Raw genomic sequence first — 17991 nt, forward strand, 5'->3', positions numbered from 1 at the left:
TTCCCAGCCAGACCCAAAAGCCATTAAAAAAGCGGATCTTCATATCAAATCAAGATCCGCTTTTTATCGCCTGCATTCAGCTTTAGCCTGAACAGGCCAAGGCAAATTTAAGCCAGAATGTCATGCTTTAAAGTGTCAACCAGGCGCTGATTCTGCTCATCCGTTCCAACCGTAATGCGTAAAAACTGATTGATCCGCGGTTTATTGAAATAGCGCACGATCACGCCGCGCCCGCGCAGTTCAGCCGCCAGCTCGCCGGCATCCCTCGCCGGCAGCGAAGCAAAAATAAAGTTGGCTTTGGACGGCAAAACCTTGAAGCCGAGAGCTTCCAGATCCGCAGCCAGCTTGCCGCGGCTGGCGATCACTTTTTGGCACTGCGCTTCAAAATATTCCTGATCTTCAAATGAAGCCACAGCAGCGGCAATCGCAAAGCGGTCAATTGGATAGGAGTTAAAGCTGTTTTTCACCGCTTCAAGCGCCGCAATCAGATGCGGCTGCGCAATCGCGAAACCGACCCGCAAGCCCGCCAGTGAACGCGATTTGGAAGTAGTCTGGCAGACCACCAAATTGTCGTATTTTTCCACCAAACTTACCGCAGACTCTGCGCCGAAATCTACATAAGCTTCATCAATCACCACCACGGAATCCGGATTGGCCTGCAATACTTCTTCAATCGCAGATAAGCCAAGCGCAATGCTGGTCGGCGCATTCGGGTTGGTAATGATGATGCCGCCGTTGGCCTGCTTGTAGTCATTTGGCGCAATTTCGAAATCATCATTCAGCGGCAAGATTTTGGTTCTCACCCCGAAGAACTGGCTGTAAACAGGATAGAAACTGTAAGTGATATCCGGGTACAGCACAGGCAGTTCCTGCACGAAAAATGCCTTGAAAATATGCGCAAGCACTTCATCCGAGCCATTGCCGACAAAGACATGGCTGGCTTCGACATGCTGCTGCTGCGCAATCGCCTGCTTTAAAGCGGATGCATCCGGGTCAGGATATAAGCGCAGCGCATCGGCTGAATCTGCCAATACCGCCTGCACCGCCGCCGCTACTTTAGGCGATGGCGGATACGGATTTTCATTGGTATTGAGCTTTAATAAATTCTGGATTTTCGGCTGTTCGCCCGGCACATAAGGCTCCAGCTCGCGCACGGCCGGACTCCAAAAGCGCATCTGTTCTGTGGTAATGCTAGACATTTTATATTCTCTGAATTCCCTCTCCTTTCAGAAGATAAGGAACATTGCTCCGCAAGGGAGAAGTGATTAAAACATTCGCCTGACAAAATAACCCTAATCCAAGCCTTCTCCCTGAGGGAGAAGGCACTTTTTTTGAGAATCAGGTTTAAGGCAGGATTTAAATTACTGATAGCGGTAGCGCGCCGAACGCGCATGCGCATCCAGATTTTCCTGCTGCGCCAGAATATCAGCGGTTTTCGCCAAGCTTTTCACGCCGTCCTGCGAACACATGATCAGGCTGGAGCGCTTCTGGAAATCATATACGCCCAGCGGCGATGAAAAGCGCGCGGTGCCTGATGTCGGCAGGACGTGATTTGGCCCTGCGCAGTAGTCGCCAATCGCTTCCGGAGTATAGCGCCCCATGAAAATCGCCCCGGCATGGCGGATGCTTTCCGACATTTCCTGCGCCTCATCCAGGCACAGCTCCAAATGCTCAGGCGCCACCTGATTAATCAGCTCAACCGCTTCCTGGCGGTCTTTCACCAGCACCAAGGCGCCGCGGTTGGCAATTGACGTGCGGGCAATTTTCGCCTTAGGCAATGCCGCCAAATGCTGTTCCACCGCCTGCGCAACTTCATTCAGCAGCTGCTCATCCGGCGTGATGAAAATCGCCTGCGCAACGGTGTCATGCTCCGCCTGCGACAGGATATCCATCGCCAGCCATTCGGCATTGTTTGCGCCTTCCGCATACACCAGAATTTCAGAAGGGCCCGCAATCATATCAATGCCGACTTGGCCGAATACCGCGCGCTTGGCGGCCGCTACGAAACGGTTGCCCGGCCCGGTAATTTTATCTACAGATGGAACTGTTTCCGTCCCGTAAGCCAGGGCTGCTACCGCCTGCGCGCCGCCAATAGTAAATACGCGGTGAACGCCAGCCAAATAAGCTGCCGCCAGAACCAGAGGATTCAGCTCGCCGTTCGGCGCAGGCACCACCATGATGATTTCCGGCACGCCGGCCACCTGCGCAGGCACCGCATTCATCAGCACTGAAGACGGATAAGACGCTAAGCCGCCCGGCACATAAATGCCGACGCGGTCCAGCGGGGTGACTTTCTGGCCCAAAGTGTTGCCCAGGGCATCGACATAAGTCCAGCCTTCCTGCTTTTGCGCCTGATGGAATTCACGGATGCGGCCGGCGGCCAGTTCCAGAGCCTCACGGACTTCAGTATTTAAACTGTCAAAGGCGGCTTTGAGCTGCTCTTGGCTCAGTTCTAGGTCTGAAAATTGATGCGCTGGATGCCGATCGAACTGTTGAGTGAGCTTAAGAACATGAGCATCGCCATGCTGGCGCACATCCGCGATGATCTGGTCTACGGTTTTTAAAAGTTCAGGATCACTGACAGTCTCAAAAGCCAGCAGGTCAGCAAAAGCCTGCTTGAAGTTTTGATCTTGAGTCGATAAACGTCGCATCAATTTACCCACAAGGTTGATGTAGAAAACTTTAGTTTACCTTGTTTCCGCTATTTTGTGGGCATCAATCAGCCGCCCAGCCTGCGTATTTTATGGGAAATTCCTTTGGCTTGAATTGGCAATCCTGCTGGCCGGCCGCTTTCCTTTAAGGCTAAAATGCATATTATTTAAGCAGCACAATAAATGGACGGCCTATGAAAATGACTGAAATTGCGCGCCTGTTTTCCACCGGCCAATTCAGCCGAATTGAAGATGCTTTGGCTGAAGCCGCGGTTTGGGAGATCATCGGTGAGCAGCGGATTGAAGGCGCCGCTGCGGTTTTAAAGCATGGCCGCGCCATTGAAGCTTATTTCAGTACAGTGGCGCATGAGTTTACAGTTCAGGCGGTTCATCAATGCGGAAATACCGTTATTGTTCAGGGACAGGCGCTGTTCCGCAAGCCGGATCAGGACAGCCGCATCGCCGCATGCGATATTTATGCTTTTGATGATGCGCGCAAACTGATGCATATTCAGTCTTACTGCATAGCCGAAGCATGATCTGCAGCGCTAAAAAAGCCGCCTCAAAAGGCGGCTTCTTCCAGTCAGCATCCGTTAAGCCTGCTTTGCCTGCTGGCGCTCCTCAACAGCCGTTTCCAGCTGCGCCAGAATCGGGTTCAGCAGCTGCTGCTTGCGCTTAAAGCTGGCTTTGTTGACGATTAGGCGCGAAGACACGGTGCAGATTTCTTCCAATGGCTCAAGGCCGTTGGCGCGCAGCGTATTGCCTGTATCGACCACATCGACAATGTAGTCGCCCAAGCCGACCAATGGCGCCAACTCCATTGAGCCGTAGAGCTTAATCACATCCACCTGCTCGCCGAGGCTCGCATAGTACTGGCGGGTGAGGTTCACATATTTGGTGGCAATTTTTAAGCGGCCTTTCGGACGCGACATGCCGACTTTGCCTGCCGTCATCAGCCTGCAGTTGGCGATTTTCAAATCCAGCGGCTCATAAACGTTTTGCGCGCCATGCTCCATCAGCACATCTTTGCCTGCCACGCCCAAGTCCGCAGCGCCGTTTTCAACATAGGTCGGCACATCAGACGCGCGCAAAATTAAAATGCGCACCTGCTTATGCGTGGTCGGAAAAATCAGCTTGCGGGATTTATCCGGATCTTCCAGCAGATTGATGCCTGCTGTTTCCAGCAGCGGCAAAGTTTCCTTTAAGATGCGTCCCTTGCTTAATGCTAAAGTTAAACCATGATCAAAATTGCCCATAACGTCAAAGTTTGGATCATCGTTTCTCATATCGCTCATCAACTTACTCGCTTAATTTGGGCGCCTAAACCTTGTAATTTTGCTTCAATCTCTTCATAACCGCGGTCAATATGATAAATGCGGTCAATCAGCGTTTCCCCTTCAGCCGCCAAGGCAGCCAGAACCAGGGAGAATGAAGCGCGCAAATCTGTCGCCATCACAGGCGCCGCCGACAGTTTGTCTACGCCAGTTACTACGGCATCATTGCCTTCAACCTGAATGTTGGCGCCCATGCGGGCCAGTTCAGGCACATGCATGAAACGGTTTTCAAAAATCGTTTCAGAAATTGTCGCAAAGCCGCGGCCAATTGCATTTACCGCCATCAGCTGCGCCTGCATATCGGTTGGAAATTCCGGATGCGGCAAGGTCTGAAAGCTGACTGCCTTCGGGCGCTTGCCCAGCATGTCCAGTTCAATCCAGTCATCGCCGCGGGTCACTTCCGCGCCCATTTCCTCAAACTTGTCCAGCACTGATTCCAGCAGGTTCGGGTCAGTATGGGTGGTTTTTACCCGGCCTCCGGTAATGGCCGCAGCCGCCAGGTATGAGCCGGTTTCAATGCGGTCTGCAACCACGGCATATTCACAGCCATGCAGGCTTTCAACGCCGGTCACCACCAGAGTATCGGTGTCCAGGCCTTCAATTTTGGCGCCCATTTTAATCAGCATTTGCGCCAGATCGGTAATTTCCGGCTCACGGGCTGCATTGCGGATTGTCGTCACGCCGTCTGCCAGCACCGCCGCGGTTAAAATATTTTCAGTGCCGCCTACGGTCACCATGTCAAAAACCACTTCGCCGCCTTTTAAGCGGCCATCGACTTTGGCATGTACATAACCATTTTCAACTTCAATATGCGCGCCCAGAGCTTCCAATGCTTTTAAATGCTGATCCACAGGGCGCGAACCGATTGCGCAGCCGCCCGGCAATGAAACTTGCGCACTGCCGTAGCGCGCCAATAGCGGGCCAAGCACCAAAATAGAGGCGCGCATGGTTTTAACCAGCTCATACGGGGCAAACTGATTGTCCAGCGTCGATGTATCCGCTTTGACCGTATCGCCTTCATAGGAAATCTGAACACCCAGCCCGGCGATTAATTTTACCAATGTATTCACATCTTTAAGATTCGGCACATTGGTTAAGGTAATTGGGGAGTCGGCTAAAATCATCGCCGCCAGCAGCGGAAGCGCTGCATTTTTTGCGCCGGAAATCCGCACTTCACCTTCGAGCTTAACACCGCCCTGAATTAAAAATTTATCCATTTAATTATTAAGCTCCGAACAGGCTTGCTTTACGCCATTCTTCTTTGGTCATTGCGCGAATAGTGACTGCGTGAACTTCACCGCTGGCAATATAGGAATTAAGCGGCGCGTAAACGGACTGCTGGCGCGCAACCGGACGCTTGCCTTCAAACTGGTCGTCCACAATGCGCAGATCAAATTTGCCGCCTTGCCCACTTACTGCAACTTCAGCCTCTGGAAAAGCAGCTTTCAAAATATCAGTGAGCTGTTCACTATTCATCACAAGACCTCTTATAGGACTAAGGGTGTAAAACGTGCCATTTTACTATAAATCAAAAAAATAATTCATTAATCACGCACAATATATACATAAAAAAAGAGGTTGATGAAAACCTCTTTTTGGCGCAAATTCAGCGCTAAACTGCCAGCGGCAGATAGGTCAATTGCATTTTCCGGTGCTTATGCAGCTGCCTTTTTAATTTTTCTGTCAGCTTCCTGATGGAAGTATACATATCATCCGCAGTCGCCTGCGCAAACAGTTCCGCCCCCGGCAAGCGGATAATCGCTTCCGCAATATGGTTTGAGCTGCCTTTTCTTGAGCGCTTGTCAATCTGATGGTCTTTGGTCAGCTTGACCTGCATGCTGCTGACTTGATCCAGATGCTTGGTCATCTGCGCAAACTTAAAACGAATATCTTCTTCAATAGCAGGTGTAACAGTTAAATGATGGCCGCGAATTGTAATTTGCATAAATCTATCCCTCACCTTCTTTTAGGATTAGCAAGAACTGGCCAAAAGCTTCGGATAACTGCAAATTGCTGGAGCTATGCATTTCACATCAAGTCATTCCGGCCATTCCTTAAATAAAAAAGAGATTCATTATTTCGTCATAATGAACCTCTAGAATAGTCAGATTTCAAAAATCAGATCAAGACTTTTCGTTCAGAAGATGACGGAATATGTAACGATTCGCGATATTTTGCGACCGTGCGCCGCGCCACATCAATGCCCTCATCTTTCAGCATGTTTGCAATTGCGTTATCAGACAATGGCTTGCGTATATTTTCATCGGCAATCATTTTCTTGATTTTGGCCCGGATGGCCGTAGACGAGGCTTCGCCGCCGGAAGTGGTTCCGACATGGCTGGAAAAGAAATACTTCAGCTCATACAGGCCGCGCGGCGTCAGCATATACTTGCTGGTGGTCACCCGCGATACCGTGGATTCATGCAGCTCCACTTCTTCCGCAATGTCCCGCAGCACCAAGGGCTTCATGCCTTCCGGGCCAATCTCGAAGAACGCGCGCTGATGCTCAACAATGCAGGTGGCGACTTTAAGCAGTGTTTTATGCCGCTCATCAATGCTTTTAATGAAATTCTTCGCCTCCAGCATCTGATTGCGCAGATACTGGTTATCATCACTCTGGTCTGCGCGCTTGATCATGCCGGCATAAAATGAATTTACGCGCAGCTTCGGCATCACATCCTGATTCAGCTGTACATGCCAGCAGCCGTTTTTTTTCGAAACCACCACGTCAGGAATTTGATAATCGGAATCCCGGTCCTCAAACTCAATACCGGGATGGGCTTTCAGCGTTTTCAGCAGCTCCACAGCCGCTTTCAGCTGCTCGGCATTCAAGCCCGTCTGCTTCACCAGCTTAGGCAGCTCATTGCTGATCAGCAGCTCATAATGCTGCAGCAGCAGCATCGCCTCTCTGCGGTTCACGGTATTTAAAGGCAAGTTTTCCAGCTGCACCGTCAGGCATTCAGCTAAATTCCGCGCGCCGATTCCGATGGGGTCTAAGCGCTGTATATGCTTCAGCACAACCAGCGCTTCATCATCTTCCACCAGCTCATCATAATCCATGCTTTGCAGCAGATGCTGAACGGACTGCGTAATCTCTGACAGCTCACAGTCTAAAAAGCCCTTGTCATCAAGTGAGTCAATGATGCAGTGCGCAATCAGCTTATCCACCGCGGAAAAATGCAGCAGATTGACCTGCTCCAGCATATGCGCTTTAAGGCTTAAATGCCCTTGGCGGTTGTCTTCCCGTTCTTCAAATTCGGCTGCGCCCAAACTGGTCGGCTGATGAGTATAGACATCATCCCAATCGGTATCCACCGGCAGATCATCCGGCAAGTGGTCCGCATTCAGCTCACTGGTTAAATCCTTGCGCTCCTGCTCCAGCTCGTTCAGCGCAGACAGGCTTTCAATGCTCGCCTGCTCTTCAGCTTTCTCCAACAGCGGATTGCTGTCCAGCTGCGCCTGAATCTCCTGCTCCAGCTCGAGGCTGGAAAGCTGAAGCAAACGAATGGCCTGTTGCAGCTGCGGCGTTAAAGACAGCGAATTTGCAACTTTTAATCCAACCGATAGCTTCATAGATGATTTTCCCTCGCCTGATGGCGCAACTTATAAGCAATTATTGTGCCGTTTTAATTATTTATAGCACAATTTTATTAAAATAATACAGATTATTTAAACTAAGGCGTTCAGCCTTTTAAACAGCTTAGCTGATTACGCAAACTTACTGCATTTTCATTATCAGCAGTAATGGCTTGCAAAATATGAATGAACAGCATGTGGCATTTTCAATAGTAATAAATTCTTTAGGATCAATATATTAAAATCAATGACTGATCAGATTTATACAGATTTTCATAATCAGCTTATCAATTATAATTTTTATATGCATAAAAAAACCCCCTCCGATTTTATCGGAGGGGGTTTTGAATAATGAGCTGGCGATGACTTACTCTCACATGGGTAACCCCACACTACCATCAGCGCAAAGAGGTTTCACTTCTGAGTTCGGGAAGGGATCAGGTGGTTCACTCTCGCTATTGTCGCCAGCACAACTGTTATGGATACTCGCTTGGTCTTATCTGTTCACTTTTCAGTGCATGCCAAGGTTTTTTCCAAATGAGTTATTAACAGGTATATCTGAGTTTATGCAATTTGTTCAATTTTACTTAGCTTTTCAACTAAATCAAGTTTGATCGTTTGATTTCGAATCAATTGATGCTTCGTATACAACTGCTTGGGCGTTGTATAGTCAAGCCTCACGAGCAATTAGTACTGGTCAGCTTCATGCGTCGCCGCACTTCCACATCCAGCCTATCAACGTCGTAGTCTTCAACGGCTCTTTAGAGGAATAAATTCCTAGGGAAATCTTATCTTGAGGTAGGCTTCCCGCTTAGATGCTTTCAGCGGTTATCCCTTCCGAACATAGCTACCCGGCGATGCGACTGGCGTCACAACCGGTACACCAGAGGTTCGTCCACTCTGGTCCTCTCGTACTAGGAGCAGATCCTCTCAAATTTCCAGCGCCCACGGTAGATAGGGACCGAACTGTCTCACGACGTTCTAAACCCAGCTCGCGTACCTCTTTAAATGGCGAACAGCCATACCCTTGGGACCTGCTTCAGCCCCAGGATGAGATGAGCCGACATCGAGGTGCCAAACACCGCCGTCGATATGAACTCTTGGGCGGTATCAGCCTGTTATCCCCAGAGTACCTTTTATCCGTTGAGCGATGGCCCTTCCATACAGAACCACCGGATCACTAAGACCTACTTTCGTACCTGCTCGACTTGTGGGTCTCGCAGTTAAGCGCGCTTTTGCCTTTATACTCTACGCGTGATTTCCGACCACGCTGAGCGCACCTTCGTACTCCTCCGTTACTCTTTAGGAGGAGACCGCCCCAGTCAAACTACCCACCAGACATGGTCCTCGTCCCGGATAACGGGACAGAGTTAGAACCTCAATATTACCAGGGTGGTATTTCAAGATTGGCTCCACCGGGACTAGCGTCCCGGCTTCAAAGCCTCCCACCTATCCTACACAAGTAAGATCAAAGTTCAATGTCAAGCTGCAGTAAAGGTTCACGGGGTCTTTCCGTCTAGCCGCGGGTACACCGCATCTTCACGGCGAATTCGATTTCACTGAGCCTCTGCTGGAGACAGCGCCCCCATCATTATGCCATTCGTGCAGGTCGGAACTTACCCGACAAGGAATTTCGCTACCTTAGGACCGTTATAGTTACGGCCGCCGTTTACTGGGGCTTCGATCAAGAGCTTCGCTTACGCTAACCCCATCAATTAACCTTCCAGCACCGGGCAGGCATCACACCCTATACGTCCACTTTCGTGTTTGCAGAGTGCTATGTTTTTAATAAACAGTTGCAGGGGCCTGGTTTCTGTGGCTGCCGGCAGCTCAGGAAGCAAGTTCCATCACCGCCAGCAGCGTACCTTCTCCCGAAGTTACGGTACCATTTTGCCTAGTTCCTTCAGCAGAGTTCTCTCAAGCGCTTTGGTCTACTCGACCTGACCACCTGTGTCGGTTTAGGGTACGATTCCAGTATAACTGAAGCTTAGAGACTTTTCCTGGAAGCATGGTATCAGCCACTTCACTGCACAAGTGCAGCTTGCTGTCAGTTCTCAGCATAGAGTACCCCGGATTTGCCTAAGATACATGCCTACAACCTTTCACCTGGACAACCAACGCCAGGCTGACTTAACCTTCTCCGTCCTCTCATCGCATTATACTGAAGTATTGGAATATTAACCAATTTCCCATCGACTACGCCTCTCGGCCTCGCCTTAGGGGTCGACTCACCCAGCCCCGATTAACGTTGGACTGGAACCCTTGGTCTTTCAGCGAACGGGTTTTTCACCCGTTTTGTCGTTACTCACGTCAGCATTCGCACTTCTGATACCTCCAGCAGACTTCTCAATCCACCTTCATCGGCTTACAGAACGCTCCCCTACCACTTGCAATAAATTGCAAATCCGCAGCTTCGGCATATAGTTTTAGCCCCGTTACATCTTCCGCGCAGGCCGACTCGACTAGTGAGCTATTACGCTTTCTTTAAAGGGTGGCTGCTTCTAAGCCAACCTCCTAGCTGTCTATGCCTTCCCACATCGTTTCCCACTTAACTATAATTTTGGGGCCTTAGCTGGCGGTCTGGATTGTTTTCCTCTTGACTACGGACGTTAGCACCCGCAGTCTGTCTCCCGGATAGTACTCATCGGTATTCGGAGTTTGCATCGGTTTGGTAAGTCGGGATGACCCCCTAGCCGAAACAGTGCTCTACCCCCAATGGTATTCGTCCGAGGCGCTACCTAAATAGCTTTCGGGGAGAACCAGCTATCACCAAGTTTGATTAGCCTTTCACCCCTATCCACAAGTCATCCCCTGGCTTTTCAACGACAGTGGGTTCGGTCCTCCAGTTAGTGTTACCCAACCTTCAACCTGCTCATGGATAGATCACCTGGTTTCGGGTCTACACCCAGCAACTAAGCGCCCTATTAAGACTCGGTTTCCCTACGGCTCCCCTATGCGGTTAACCTTGCTACTGAATGTAAGTCGCTGACCCATTATACAAAAGGTACGCAGTCACCGGACTAAGCCGGCTCCCACTGCTTGTATGCATGCGGTTTCAGGATCTATTTCACTCCCCTCACAGGGGTTCTTTTCGCCTTTCCCTCACGGTACTGGTTCACTATCGGTCAGTCAGGAGTATTTAGCCTTGGAGGATGGTCCCCCCATATTCAGACAAGGTTTCACGTGCCCCGCCCTACTCGACATCATCATATAAGCCCTTTCGCGTACAGGACTATCACCTACTGCGGTTGCGCTTCCCAGAGCATTCCGCTAGAACTTATATGACTTAATGGGCTGTTCCCCGTTCGCTCGCCGCTACTGAGGGAATCTCAATTGATTTCTTTTCCTAAGGGTACTGAGATGTTTCACTTCCCCTCGTTCGCCTCGCAACACTATGTATTCATGTTGCGATACCTGCCTTATGGCAAGTGGGTTTCCCCATTCAGAAATCTCCGGATCACAGGATATTTGCCGCCTCCCCGGAGCTTATCGCAGGCTATTACGTCTTTCATCGCCTCTGACTGCCAAGGCATCCACCACATGCACTTAATTACTTGACTATACAACCCCAAACAGTCGCTAATACTTACAAGTAGTATTTCGCGTCGCAAACTTAATTGCCACAGTTAGAGTTTCGTGAACTTAATCACTGTACAGCTTCAATTAGATTCATATACCAAAACGCTTGATTCAGTTAATTTCGCTAGTAACTCATTTCATTCAGCATTAACAATTGCTTGTTAAGCTGGCTAAAACGAGTATGAACAAATTATTTCAACTCAAATATATTCTGTTAATGATTCACTGCATCCTCGTCGGACTGCAGTCAACTGTGATAAATCACAGAACTTAATAAACTAAAATCAAATGATCTTATTTACTAAATTCTATAATCTAACTTCTCAGCTTAATCACTCTAAAGTGATGGTGGAGACTAGGAGAGTCGAACTCCTGACCTCCTGCGTGCAAAGCAGGCGCTCTACCAACTAAGCTAAGTCCCCAGCTTATCATAAGGCCAATGTTTCTGATTCTCTGTTTCAGTTTGCAGATTTGGTGGGTCTGACAAGACTTGAACTTGTGACCCCACGCTTATCAAGCGTGTGCTCTAACCAACTGAGCTACAGACCCTCAGATACATCGTCATGAAGAACAACTTGTTGTGGATTCTTACCGATCGTCAATCTTTCGTTAAGGAGGTGATCCAGCCGCAGGTTCCCCTACGGCTACCTTGTTACGACTTCACCCCAGTCGTCGGCCACACCGTGGTAAGCGTCCTCCTTGCGGTTAGACTACCTACTTCTGGTGCAACAAACTCCCATGGTGTGACGGGCGGTGTGTACAAGGCCCGGGAACGTATTCACCGCGGCATTCTGATCCGCGATTACTAGCGATTCCGACTTCATGGAGTCGAGTTGCAGACTCCAATCCGGACTACGATCGGCTTTTTGAGATTAGCATCCTATCGCTAGGTAGCAACCCTTTGTACCGACCATTGTAGCACGTGTGTAGCCCTGGCCGTAAGGGCCATGATGACTTGACGTCGTCCCCGCCTTCCTCCAGTTTGTCACTGGCAGTATCCTTAAAGTTCCCGGCTTAACCCGCTGGCAAATAAGGAAAAGGGTTGCGCTCGTTGCGGGACTTAACCCAACATCTCACGACACGAGCTGACGACAGCCATGCAGCACCTGTATGTAAGTTCCCGAAGGCACCAATCCATCTCTGGAAAGTTCTTACTATGTCAAGGCCAGGTAAGGTTCTTCGCGTTGCATCGAATTAAACCACATGCTCCACCGCTTGTGCGGGCCCCCGTCAATTCATTTGAGTTTTAGTCTTGCGACCGTACTCCCCAGGCGGTCTACTTATCGCGTTAGCTGCGCCACTAAAGCCTCAAAGGCCCCAACGGCTAGTAGACATCGTTTACGGCATGGACTACCAGGGTATCTAATCCTGTTTGCTCCCCATGCTTTCGTACCTCAGCGTCAGTATTAGGCCAGATGGCTGCCTTCGCCATCGGTATTCCTCCAGATCTCTACGCATTTCACCGCTACACCTGGAATTCTACCATCCTCTCCCATACTCTAGCTTCCCAGTATCGAATGCAATTCCTAAGTTAAGCTCAGGGATTTCACATCCGACTTAAAAAGCCGCCTACGTACGCTTTACGCCCAGTAAATCCGATTAACGCTCGCACCCTCTGTATTACCGCGGCTGCTGGCACAGAGTTAGCCGGTGCTTATTCTGCGGGTAACGTCCACTCATCCTAGGTATTAACTAGAAGAGCCTCCTCCCCGCTTAAAGTGCTTTACAACCAAAAGGCCTTCTTCACACACGCGGCATGGCTGGATCAGGGTTCCCCCCATTGTCCAATATTCCCCACTGCTGCCTCCCGTAGGAGTCTGGGCCGTGTCTCAGTCCCAGTGTGGCGGATCATCCTCTCAGACCCGCTACAGATCGTCGCCTTGGTAGGCCTTTACCCCACCAACTAGCTAATCTGGCTTAGGCTCATCTATTAGCGCAAGGTCCGAAGATCCCCTGCTTTCCCCCGTAGGGCGTATGCGGTATTAGCGTTCCTTTCGAAACGTTGTCCCCCACTAATAGGCAGATTCCTAAGCATTACTCACCCGTCCGCCGCTAGGTTATGTAGCAAGCTACATTTCCCCGCTCGACTTGCATGTGTTAAGCCTGCCGCCAGCGTTCAATCTGAGCCATGATCAAACTCTTCAGTTTAAAATCAATAGTGCTTTATTCAAAACACCAAATCTGGCTCATCAATTTTCTGACATTAATTTCTCAAATAAACTTCGAGTAATTTCTACCATCAATCAATGAAAATTATTTCGATCGATCAACCGGTAAAAATCCACACAAGTTGTTCTTCATATTCTCTTAATGATCTTCTCAATGCTTCGTCAGCATCAAGCTAGGTCGGCTATATTACTCTCTTTCAAAAGAAAGTCAACTGGTTTTGATGATTATTTTTAAACTCATTCAAGATTCAGAAATTTAACCAATCTAGCTAAATTCTTGTTTCTCAACAAGTTTTAATCAACATCACCGCCGATGGATATGCATTATAGGGGAAAAAATTACAGACGCAAGGCCTTTTTTTAAATATTTCAGAAAATTCGCTCCGGACGGGTATTTTTTATGCATTTTGCATTTTTTTATTCATAATTTGATCAAATTTGCTTTAATAGCAATTATTAAAGCTTATTGGAACGTTTTTACTTATTATTAGGTGAACACTTTTGCTGAGTAAAAAGCGTCAGGACTATATATGCGTCATTCTTTTTATTTTTATGCAGGCCTGCTGTGTTTTGCCGGCATTGCTCCAGCTTTTGCCAATCAGCCGGCTGAAGAAGCTGCAGCTGCGGAGGCAGCCAGCCTATCAAAAACGCAGCAGCTGGCCCAAGCTGCGCTGACTAAATCGTCTGAAGTTGCTAAAAAGCTATCAGTCAATGCCAATGCAGCGCAGGCTGATGAGGAAAAAGACCCTTTTGAAGCGTTCAACCGCAAGATGTATGCTTTCAATGAGGCTTTGGATAACGGCATTGCGCGCCCGCTTGCAATTCAGTATGTAGAAAAAGTGCCTGATGAGGTCCGCAGCTCATACCGCCAGTTCCGCAAAAATTTAAATGAGCCGTGGAATGCGGTCAATCAGCTGATACAGGGCCGACCGGCGCGCGCCGCCAAGTCTTTAGGCCGCTTTACTGTAAATACGCTGACCACTTTGGGTTTTGCTGATCCTGCGCGCCGCCTGAACTTAACTTCTGAAGCGGAAGGCTTCGGCATTACTTTAGGCTACTACGGCGTGCCTTCCGGCCCTTATCTGGTGCTGCCGGTTTTTGGCCCAAGCACCATCCGCGAAGGCGCAGGCCTTGCGGTAGACAGCCAGGCGCGCCCGCAGAAATACCTGCTTGAAGATCATGATGGCGCATACTGGTCCGAACAGGCCCTGCGCGGCATTGATGCGCGCTCGCAGCTTTTAGACCTGGAAAGCACCTTGCAGGGCGACAAATACGCGCAAATCCGCGATTTTTATCTGCAGCGCATCAGCTTTGCCGTCAGCGAGAAAAAAGGCATTGCGGAAGACAGCCTGTTTTTTGATGATGATGCGGAACTGGATGAAGATGCAGATCCTGCTGCCGATGCGCCGGAGAACTCTTCAGAAGATGATTCCGGCAATGCCGCCACAGAATAAGCGTGTTTTTCATCCAGCTGGAGGCGATTTTTTCCTCCAGCAATGATTTGCTTGCTATAGTAGTTGAACAATGCCAGCCCAAGGGCCATCCTATTTCTTTATGTATTTCATTCAGCCGACGCGTGATATTCCCTATTTAGATCAGGTTATCGCAGCACTGCCCAGTGTTCAGATGATTAATATTGAAGATCTCGATTTGTATGATCCAACGATTATCGCGATTGCAGATGCCGCCGACTATTTAGCGCATAAATGGGCGCTGCCGACCATTGTGCTGGCTTTTGAAAATGAAGGCGCCGCGCTGGCGCTGGCATGGGAACAGGGCGCCTTGGCCGGCTGGCTGTGGAATCAGCTGCCGGCAAATCCGCAGCAGGCTTTAATTAAGATTGATGCGCAGTACAAGCGCAACCAGGACAGCCGCGACCTGCCTTCGGCTGCCGAACTGCAAAAGAAGCTGCTGCCCAATCCTATCGAACTGACCAACTATAAAGTTGAAACTTTTTTCCAGCCCTCCGCCTACCTGTCCGGCGACTGGTACGATTACTGGAAAATCAGCGATAAGGAAATCATCTTTTATTTGGCCGATGTTTCCGGCCACGGCGTCACCAGCAGCCTGCTGACGTCATGGATGGCGGCCTTTCACGGGCGCTCCAAAACCCCGCGCGAACTGATTAAAAAGCTGAACGGCATGCTGGTGCAGGAAAATATTGAAAAGCACATTACCATGCTTGCGGGCATCCTGAATCTGGAAACGCATCTGCTGCGCTGGTCCAGCGCAGGGCATTATCCGCCCGCCATTTTATTTGAGCCGAATCAGGAGCCGAAGATTTTAACCACCAGCAGCTTTCCGCTGGGCTTAACCGAAGATTTGGAAGTAGAAGAATTCGAGTGTATTTTAAATAAGCACGCAAAATTCATTATTTGCTCAGACGGCGCGCTGGAGCCTTTTGACGGCGGCTTGAATGAGCAGCTGGGGCAATTGGTGCATCATTTGCAAAATCAATCATTTCAAGCGCCTGACCACGTTGCGGACGATATTGCCATCTTAAGTTTATGCCGAATGAATTAATTGATTAATCAGCTATTTAGACTTTTTACCCAGCTTATAAGACTGTTGGCTACTTGAGTAAGCAGTGGCCCTATGGGATAATTTTCTATCCTTCTCTGCAAATGGCATTTATATGTCAACCGGTCATGTTGAATATGCAAGCTTGAATGGAACGCATATTTTTAAGCTTATTGGCGAAGTGCGTGCTCAATCCTGCATTAGTTTAGACAAGTTACTCAATAAGATTGAACAGCAAGAAAATGTCATCGGCGCGATCGTAGATTTAACCCAAGCGACATTTATTGACAGTACAGTTTTAGGTGTTTTGGCTAAACTGGGCTTAAAGCTCAAGCAAATCCACCACATTCAGGCAGTCATGCTGTCTACAAACTCAGATATCACAACACTGGCCAACAGCATGGGCCTGGGGCAGGTATTTGTGATTCTTGATTACTGCGGCGATCCGAAAGTCTGCACGCGCGCCTTAATGGAAGAGCATATTACCCACGGCGGCATGCTGAATACCGTTTTAGATGCGCACAAAACCCTGATGAAGCTCAATGAAAGCAATCAGAATATGTTTGAGCCGCTGGTCAAGCAGCTGCAGAAAGAACAGGACAGCCTGGACAAAAAAGCTGTGCAGCAGAACGCCTAGCCGGTTCAGCAACTTCAGAGACCTTCAGCGATTATGACTTTCCTTTCCGCAGCCCAGATGAATTCCCAAAATGATATTGAAGCGAACTTCACTGTCATTGAATCGCTGATCCGGCAGAGCAAAGCGCAGGGCGCAAGCCTGATCGTCTTTCCTGAAAACTTCGCCTGCTTCGCTGCCGGCAAGCAGCGTGAAACCGCCACCCAGTTTGAAGCGATTCAGCAGCGCCTGGAACAGCTGGCGCATCAGCATCAGATATGGATTGTTGCCGGCACGCTGCCCTGCCCGTTCCGCCCGGACGGCTCCGTCATTCAGGACGGCCGCGTGCGCACCGCCAGCCTCTGCATCAGCCCGGAAAAAACCGAAGCGCGCTACGACAAAATCCATTTGTTTGATGTGCAGGTCGGCGATGCGGTTGGCGGCTATCAGGAATCCAGATTCTTTGAACCGGGCACAGATGCGGTTGTGGCCAAAACGCCATTTGGCAATATTGGCCTGATGGTCTGCTACGACCTGCGCTTTCCCGAACTGGCGCTGACGCTGCGCGCGCAGGGCGCGGATATTCTCACGGCGCCGGCAGCGTTCACCCACACCACCGGCGAACAGCACTGGCAGCTGTTGCTTCAGGCGCGCGCCATGGACAGCCAGTGCGCGGTGCTGGGCGCTGCGCAGCAGGGCTGGCACGGCGAAAAGCGCCAAACCTGGGGCCATACCGGCGCAGCCGGCTGCCGCGGCCAGCTGCTGGATATTCACCATGCCGAAGGCGCTGGACTGATTACCGTGCCGTTTGATGCCGCCGAACAGGCCAAGCTCCGCGAGTCCATGCCGCTAATCCAGCACCGGGTGCTGCTGCAGTATTAATCCTCCCGCGCTTTTAGCGCCTGCCCTGATACAGTCCCGCTGCCGATAAAAATTACAAAATCACTGCTTATTATTCCAGCAAAATATTCCACGATAACAGCTCGCATTTAATCCGCAGGGAACAAACATGGCTTTAGAAAAAGCAGTATATACCGCAAAAGCGAAAGCAACGGGCGGCCGCGACGGCAGGGCAACCTCTTCGGACGGCATTTTAGATGTGCAGCTGGCCGTGCCTAAGGAAATGGGCGGCGCCGGCGGCGGCACCAACCCTGAGCAGCTTTTCGCCGCCGGCTATTCAGCCTGTTTTTTAGGCGCAATGAAATTTGTAGCAGGCCGGGATAAATTGAACATCGCCAAAGATGCGTATATTGAAGGCGAAATCGGCATTGGCCCTATTCCAACCGGCTTCGGCATAGAAGCCACCTTAAATATTCACCTGGAAGGCATGGACCCGGCCGAAGCGCGCCAGCTGGTAGACGCAGCGCATATTGTCTGCCCTTATTCCAATGCGACCCGCAATAATATCAATGTCACATTGAATGTGATTACTTAAGCGCTGGCTGCATCTATCCTGAAATTGAAGCAGCTGTTTCAGGATAGAACGCTTCCGCATTTTGAAGGCGTTTAGCACGCATTAAGCATAAAAAAATCAGGCAAATGCCTGATTT

General features: G+C 49.8%; 13 protein-coding genes, 2 tRNA genes and 3 rRNA genes. 6 read left to right on the forward strand and 12 right to left on the reverse strand.

Annotated features, from left to right (window positions below; translation table 11 throughout):
* Positions 1 to 107: 107 nt before the first annotated feature.
* Both hisC and hisD read right to left on the reverse strand, forming a co-directional pair.
* Positions 108 to 1199: a histidinol-phosphate transaminase gene (hisC, locus tag BEN74_RS07880; RefSeq protein ID WP_068910354.1), complete on the reverse strand. Its 1092-nt coding sequence runs from the start codon at positions 1197 to 1199 to the stop codon at positions 108 to 110.
* A gap of 162 nt (positions 1200 to 1361) precedes the next feature.
* Positions 1362 to 2663, reverse strand: coding sequence for a histidinol dehydrogenase (gene hisD / locus BEN74_RS07885; RefSeq protein WP_162898161.1), 1302 nt, complete (start codon positions 2661 to 2663; stop codon positions 1362 to 1364).
* Positions 2664 to 2845: 182 nt separating this feature from the next.
* On the opposite strand from hisD, the gene BEN74_RS07890 reads away from it, so the two are divergent.
* Complete coding sequence (locus BEN74_RS07890; RefSeq protein WP_068910350.1) at positions 2846 to 3190, forward strand: nuclear transport factor 2 family protein; 345 nt, start codon at positions 2846 to 2848, stop codon at positions 3188 to 3190.
* Between the two features lie 54 nt (positions 3191 to 3244).
* On the opposite strand, the gene hisG is transcribed toward BEN74_RS07890, so the two are convergent.
* The 10 genes from hisG to BEN74_RS07940 form a co-directional block, all read right to left on the reverse strand.
* Positions 3245 to 3946, reverse strand: a complete 702-nt coding sequence (hisG, locus tag BEN74_RS07895; RefSeq protein WP_068910348.1) for an ATP phosphoribosyltransferase — start codon at positions 3944 to 3946, stop codon at positions 3245 to 3247.
* Positions 3946 to 5202 carry a UDP-N-acetylglucosamine 1-carboxyvinyltransferase gene (gene murA / locus BEN74_RS07900; protein ID WP_068910346.1) on the reverse strand — a complete coding sequence of 419 codons (1257 nt, stop codon included), beginning with the start codon at positions 5200 to 5202 and terminating at the stop codon, positions 3946 to 3948. Before murA ends, hisG begins: the two co-directional genes overlap by 1 nt.
* Positions 5203 to 5209: 7 nt before the next feature.
* On the reverse strand, positions 5210 to 5461 hold the full coding sequence (ibaG, locus tag BEN74_RS07905; RefSeq protein WP_067761938.1) for a BolA family iron metabolism protein IbaG: 252 nt from the start codon (positions 5459 to 5461) through the stop codon (positions 5210 to 5212).
* A gap of 136 nt (positions 5462 to 5597) precedes the next feature.
* Positions 5598 to 5930, reverse strand: a complete 333-nt coding sequence (gene hpf / locus BEN74_RS07910; protein ID WP_068910343.1) for a ribosome hibernation-promoting factor, HPF/YfiA family — start codon at positions 5928 to 5930, stop codon at positions 5598 to 5600.
* 173 nt (positions 5931 to 6103) lie between these two features.
* A complete protein-coding gene (locus tag BEN74_RS07915; protein ID WP_068910340.1) occupies positions 6104 to 7558 on the reverse strand; it encodes an RNA polymerase factor sigma-54 in 1455 nt (484 codons plus the stop codon).
* Between the two features lie 357 nt (positions 7559 to 7915).
* Positions 7916 to 8030 (reverse strand): 5S ribosomal RNA (gene rrf / locus BEN74_RS07920).
* A gap of 197 nt (positions 8031 to 8227) precedes the next feature.
* Positions 8228 to 11121: ribosomal RNA gene (locus BEN74_RS07925) — 23S ribosomal RNA — on the reverse strand.
* A gap of 365 nt (positions 11122 to 11486) precedes the next feature.
* Positions 11487 to 11562 (reverse strand) — tRNA-Ala (locus tag BEN74_RS07930).
* 50 nt (positions 11563 to 11612) lie between these two features.
* Positions 11613 to 11689 (reverse strand) — tRNA-Ile (locus BEN74_RS07935).
* 61 nt (positions 11690 to 11750) lie between these two features.
* Positions 11751 to 13288, reverse strand: a 16S ribosomal RNA gene (locus BEN74_RS07940).
* The 16S, 23S and 5S rRNA genes sit together here with 2 tRNA genes alongside, the layout of an rRNA operon.
* A 550-nt stretch (positions 13289 to 13838) precedes the next feature.
* Here BEN74_RS07940 and BEN74_RS07945 point away from each other — a divergent pair.
* The 5 genes from BEN74_RS07945 to BEN74_RS07965 all read left to right on the forward strand — a co-directional run bounded on the left by BEN74_RS07945 (position 13839) and on the right by BEN74_RS07965 (position 17876).
* Positions 13839 to 14762 (forward strand): VacJ family lipoprotein, encoded by a 924-nt coding sequence (locus BEN74_RS07945; protein ID WP_068911681.1) that lies wholly within the window; start codon positions 13839 to 13841, stop codon positions 14760 to 14762.
* A 100-nt stretch (positions 14763 to 14862) separates the two neighbouring features.
* Positions 14863 to 15831, forward strand: coding sequence for an RsbU family protein phosphatase GigA (gigA, locus tag BEN74_RS07950; protein WP_068911678.1), 969 nt, complete (start codon positions 14863 to 14865; stop codon positions 15829 to 15831).
* A gap of 112 nt (positions 15832 to 15943) precedes the next feature.
* Positions 15944 to 16465 carry an anti-anti-sigma factor GigB gene (gigB, locus tag BEN74_RS07955; protein WP_068911676.1) on the forward strand — a complete coding sequence of 174 codons (522 nt, stop codon included), beginning with the start codon at positions 15944 to 15946 and terminating at the stop codon, positions 16463 to 16465.
* Between the two features lie 33 nt (positions 16466 to 16498).
* Entirely contained in the window at positions 16499 to 17323 is an 825-nt protein-coding gene (locus tag BEN74_RS07960) for a carbon-nitrogen hydrolase family protein (RefSeq protein WP_068911674.1), read from the forward strand.
* A gap of 127 nt (positions 17324 to 17450) precedes the next feature.
* A complete protein-coding gene (locus BEN74_RS07965) occupies positions 17451 to 17876 on the forward strand; it encodes an organic hydroperoxide resistance protein (protein ID WP_068911671.1) in 426 nt (141 codons plus the stop codon).
* The last annotated feature ends 115 nt before the right edge of the window (positions 17877 to 17991 follow it).

Source organism: Acinetobacter sp. WCHAc010034 (genome assembly GCF_001696615.3).
GTDB lineage: Bacteria > Pseudomonadota > Gammaproteobacteria > Pseudomonadales > Moraxellaceae > Acinetobacter.

What these genes read in the sequence shown, in the direction of transcription:
- hisC (WP_068910354.1), bottom strand. Translation starts at nt 1,199, where the DNA reads ATGTCTAGCATTACCACAGAACAGATGCGCTTTTGGAGTCCGGCCGTG.
- BEN74_RS07890 (WP_068910350.1), top strand. Translation starts at nt 2,846, where the DNA reads ATGAAAATGACTGAAATTGCGCGCCTGTTTTCCACCGGCCAATTCAGC.
- hisG (WP_068910348.1), bottom strand. Translation starts at nt 3,946, where the DNA reads ATGAGCGATATGAGAAACGATGATCCAAACTTTGACGTTATGGGCAAT.
- murA (WP_068910346.1), bottom strand. Translation starts at nt 5,202, where the DNA reads ATGGATAAATTTTTAATTCAGGGCGGTGTTAAGCTCGAAGGTGAAGTG.
- ibaG (WP_067761938.1), bottom strand. Translation starts at nt 5,461, where the DNA reads ATGAATAGTGAACAGCTCACTGATATTTTGAAAGCTGCTTTTCCAGAG.
- hpf (WP_068910343.1), bottom strand. Translation starts at nt 5,930, where the DNA reads ATGCAAATTACAATTCGCGGCCATCATTTAACTGTTACACCTGCTATT.
- BEN74_RS07915 (WP_068910340.1), bottom strand. Translation starts at nt 7,558, where the DNA reads ATGAAGCTATCGGTTGGATTAAAAGTTGCAAATTCGCTGTCTTTAACG.
- BEN74_RS07945 (WP_068911681.1), top strand. Translation starts at nt 13,839, where the DNA reads ATGCGTCATTCTTTTTATTTTTATGCAGGCCTGCTGTGTTTTGCCGGC.
- gigA (WP_068911678.1), top strand. Translation starts at nt 14,863, where the DNA reads ATGTATTTCATTCAGCCGACGCGTGATATTCCCTATTTAGATCAGGTT.
- gigB (WP_068911676.1), top strand. Translation starts at nt 15,944, where the DNA reads ATGTCAACCGGTCATGTTGAATATGCAAGCTTGAATGGAACGCATATT.
- BEN74_RS07960 (WP_068911674.1), top strand. Translation starts at nt 16,499, where the DNA reads ATGACTTTCCTTTCCGCAGCCCAGATGAATTCCCAAAATGATATTGAA.
- BEN74_RS07965 (WP_068911671.1), top strand. Translation starts at nt 17,451, where the DNA reads ATGGCTTTAGAAAAAGCAGTATATACCGCAAAAGCGAAAGCAACGGGC.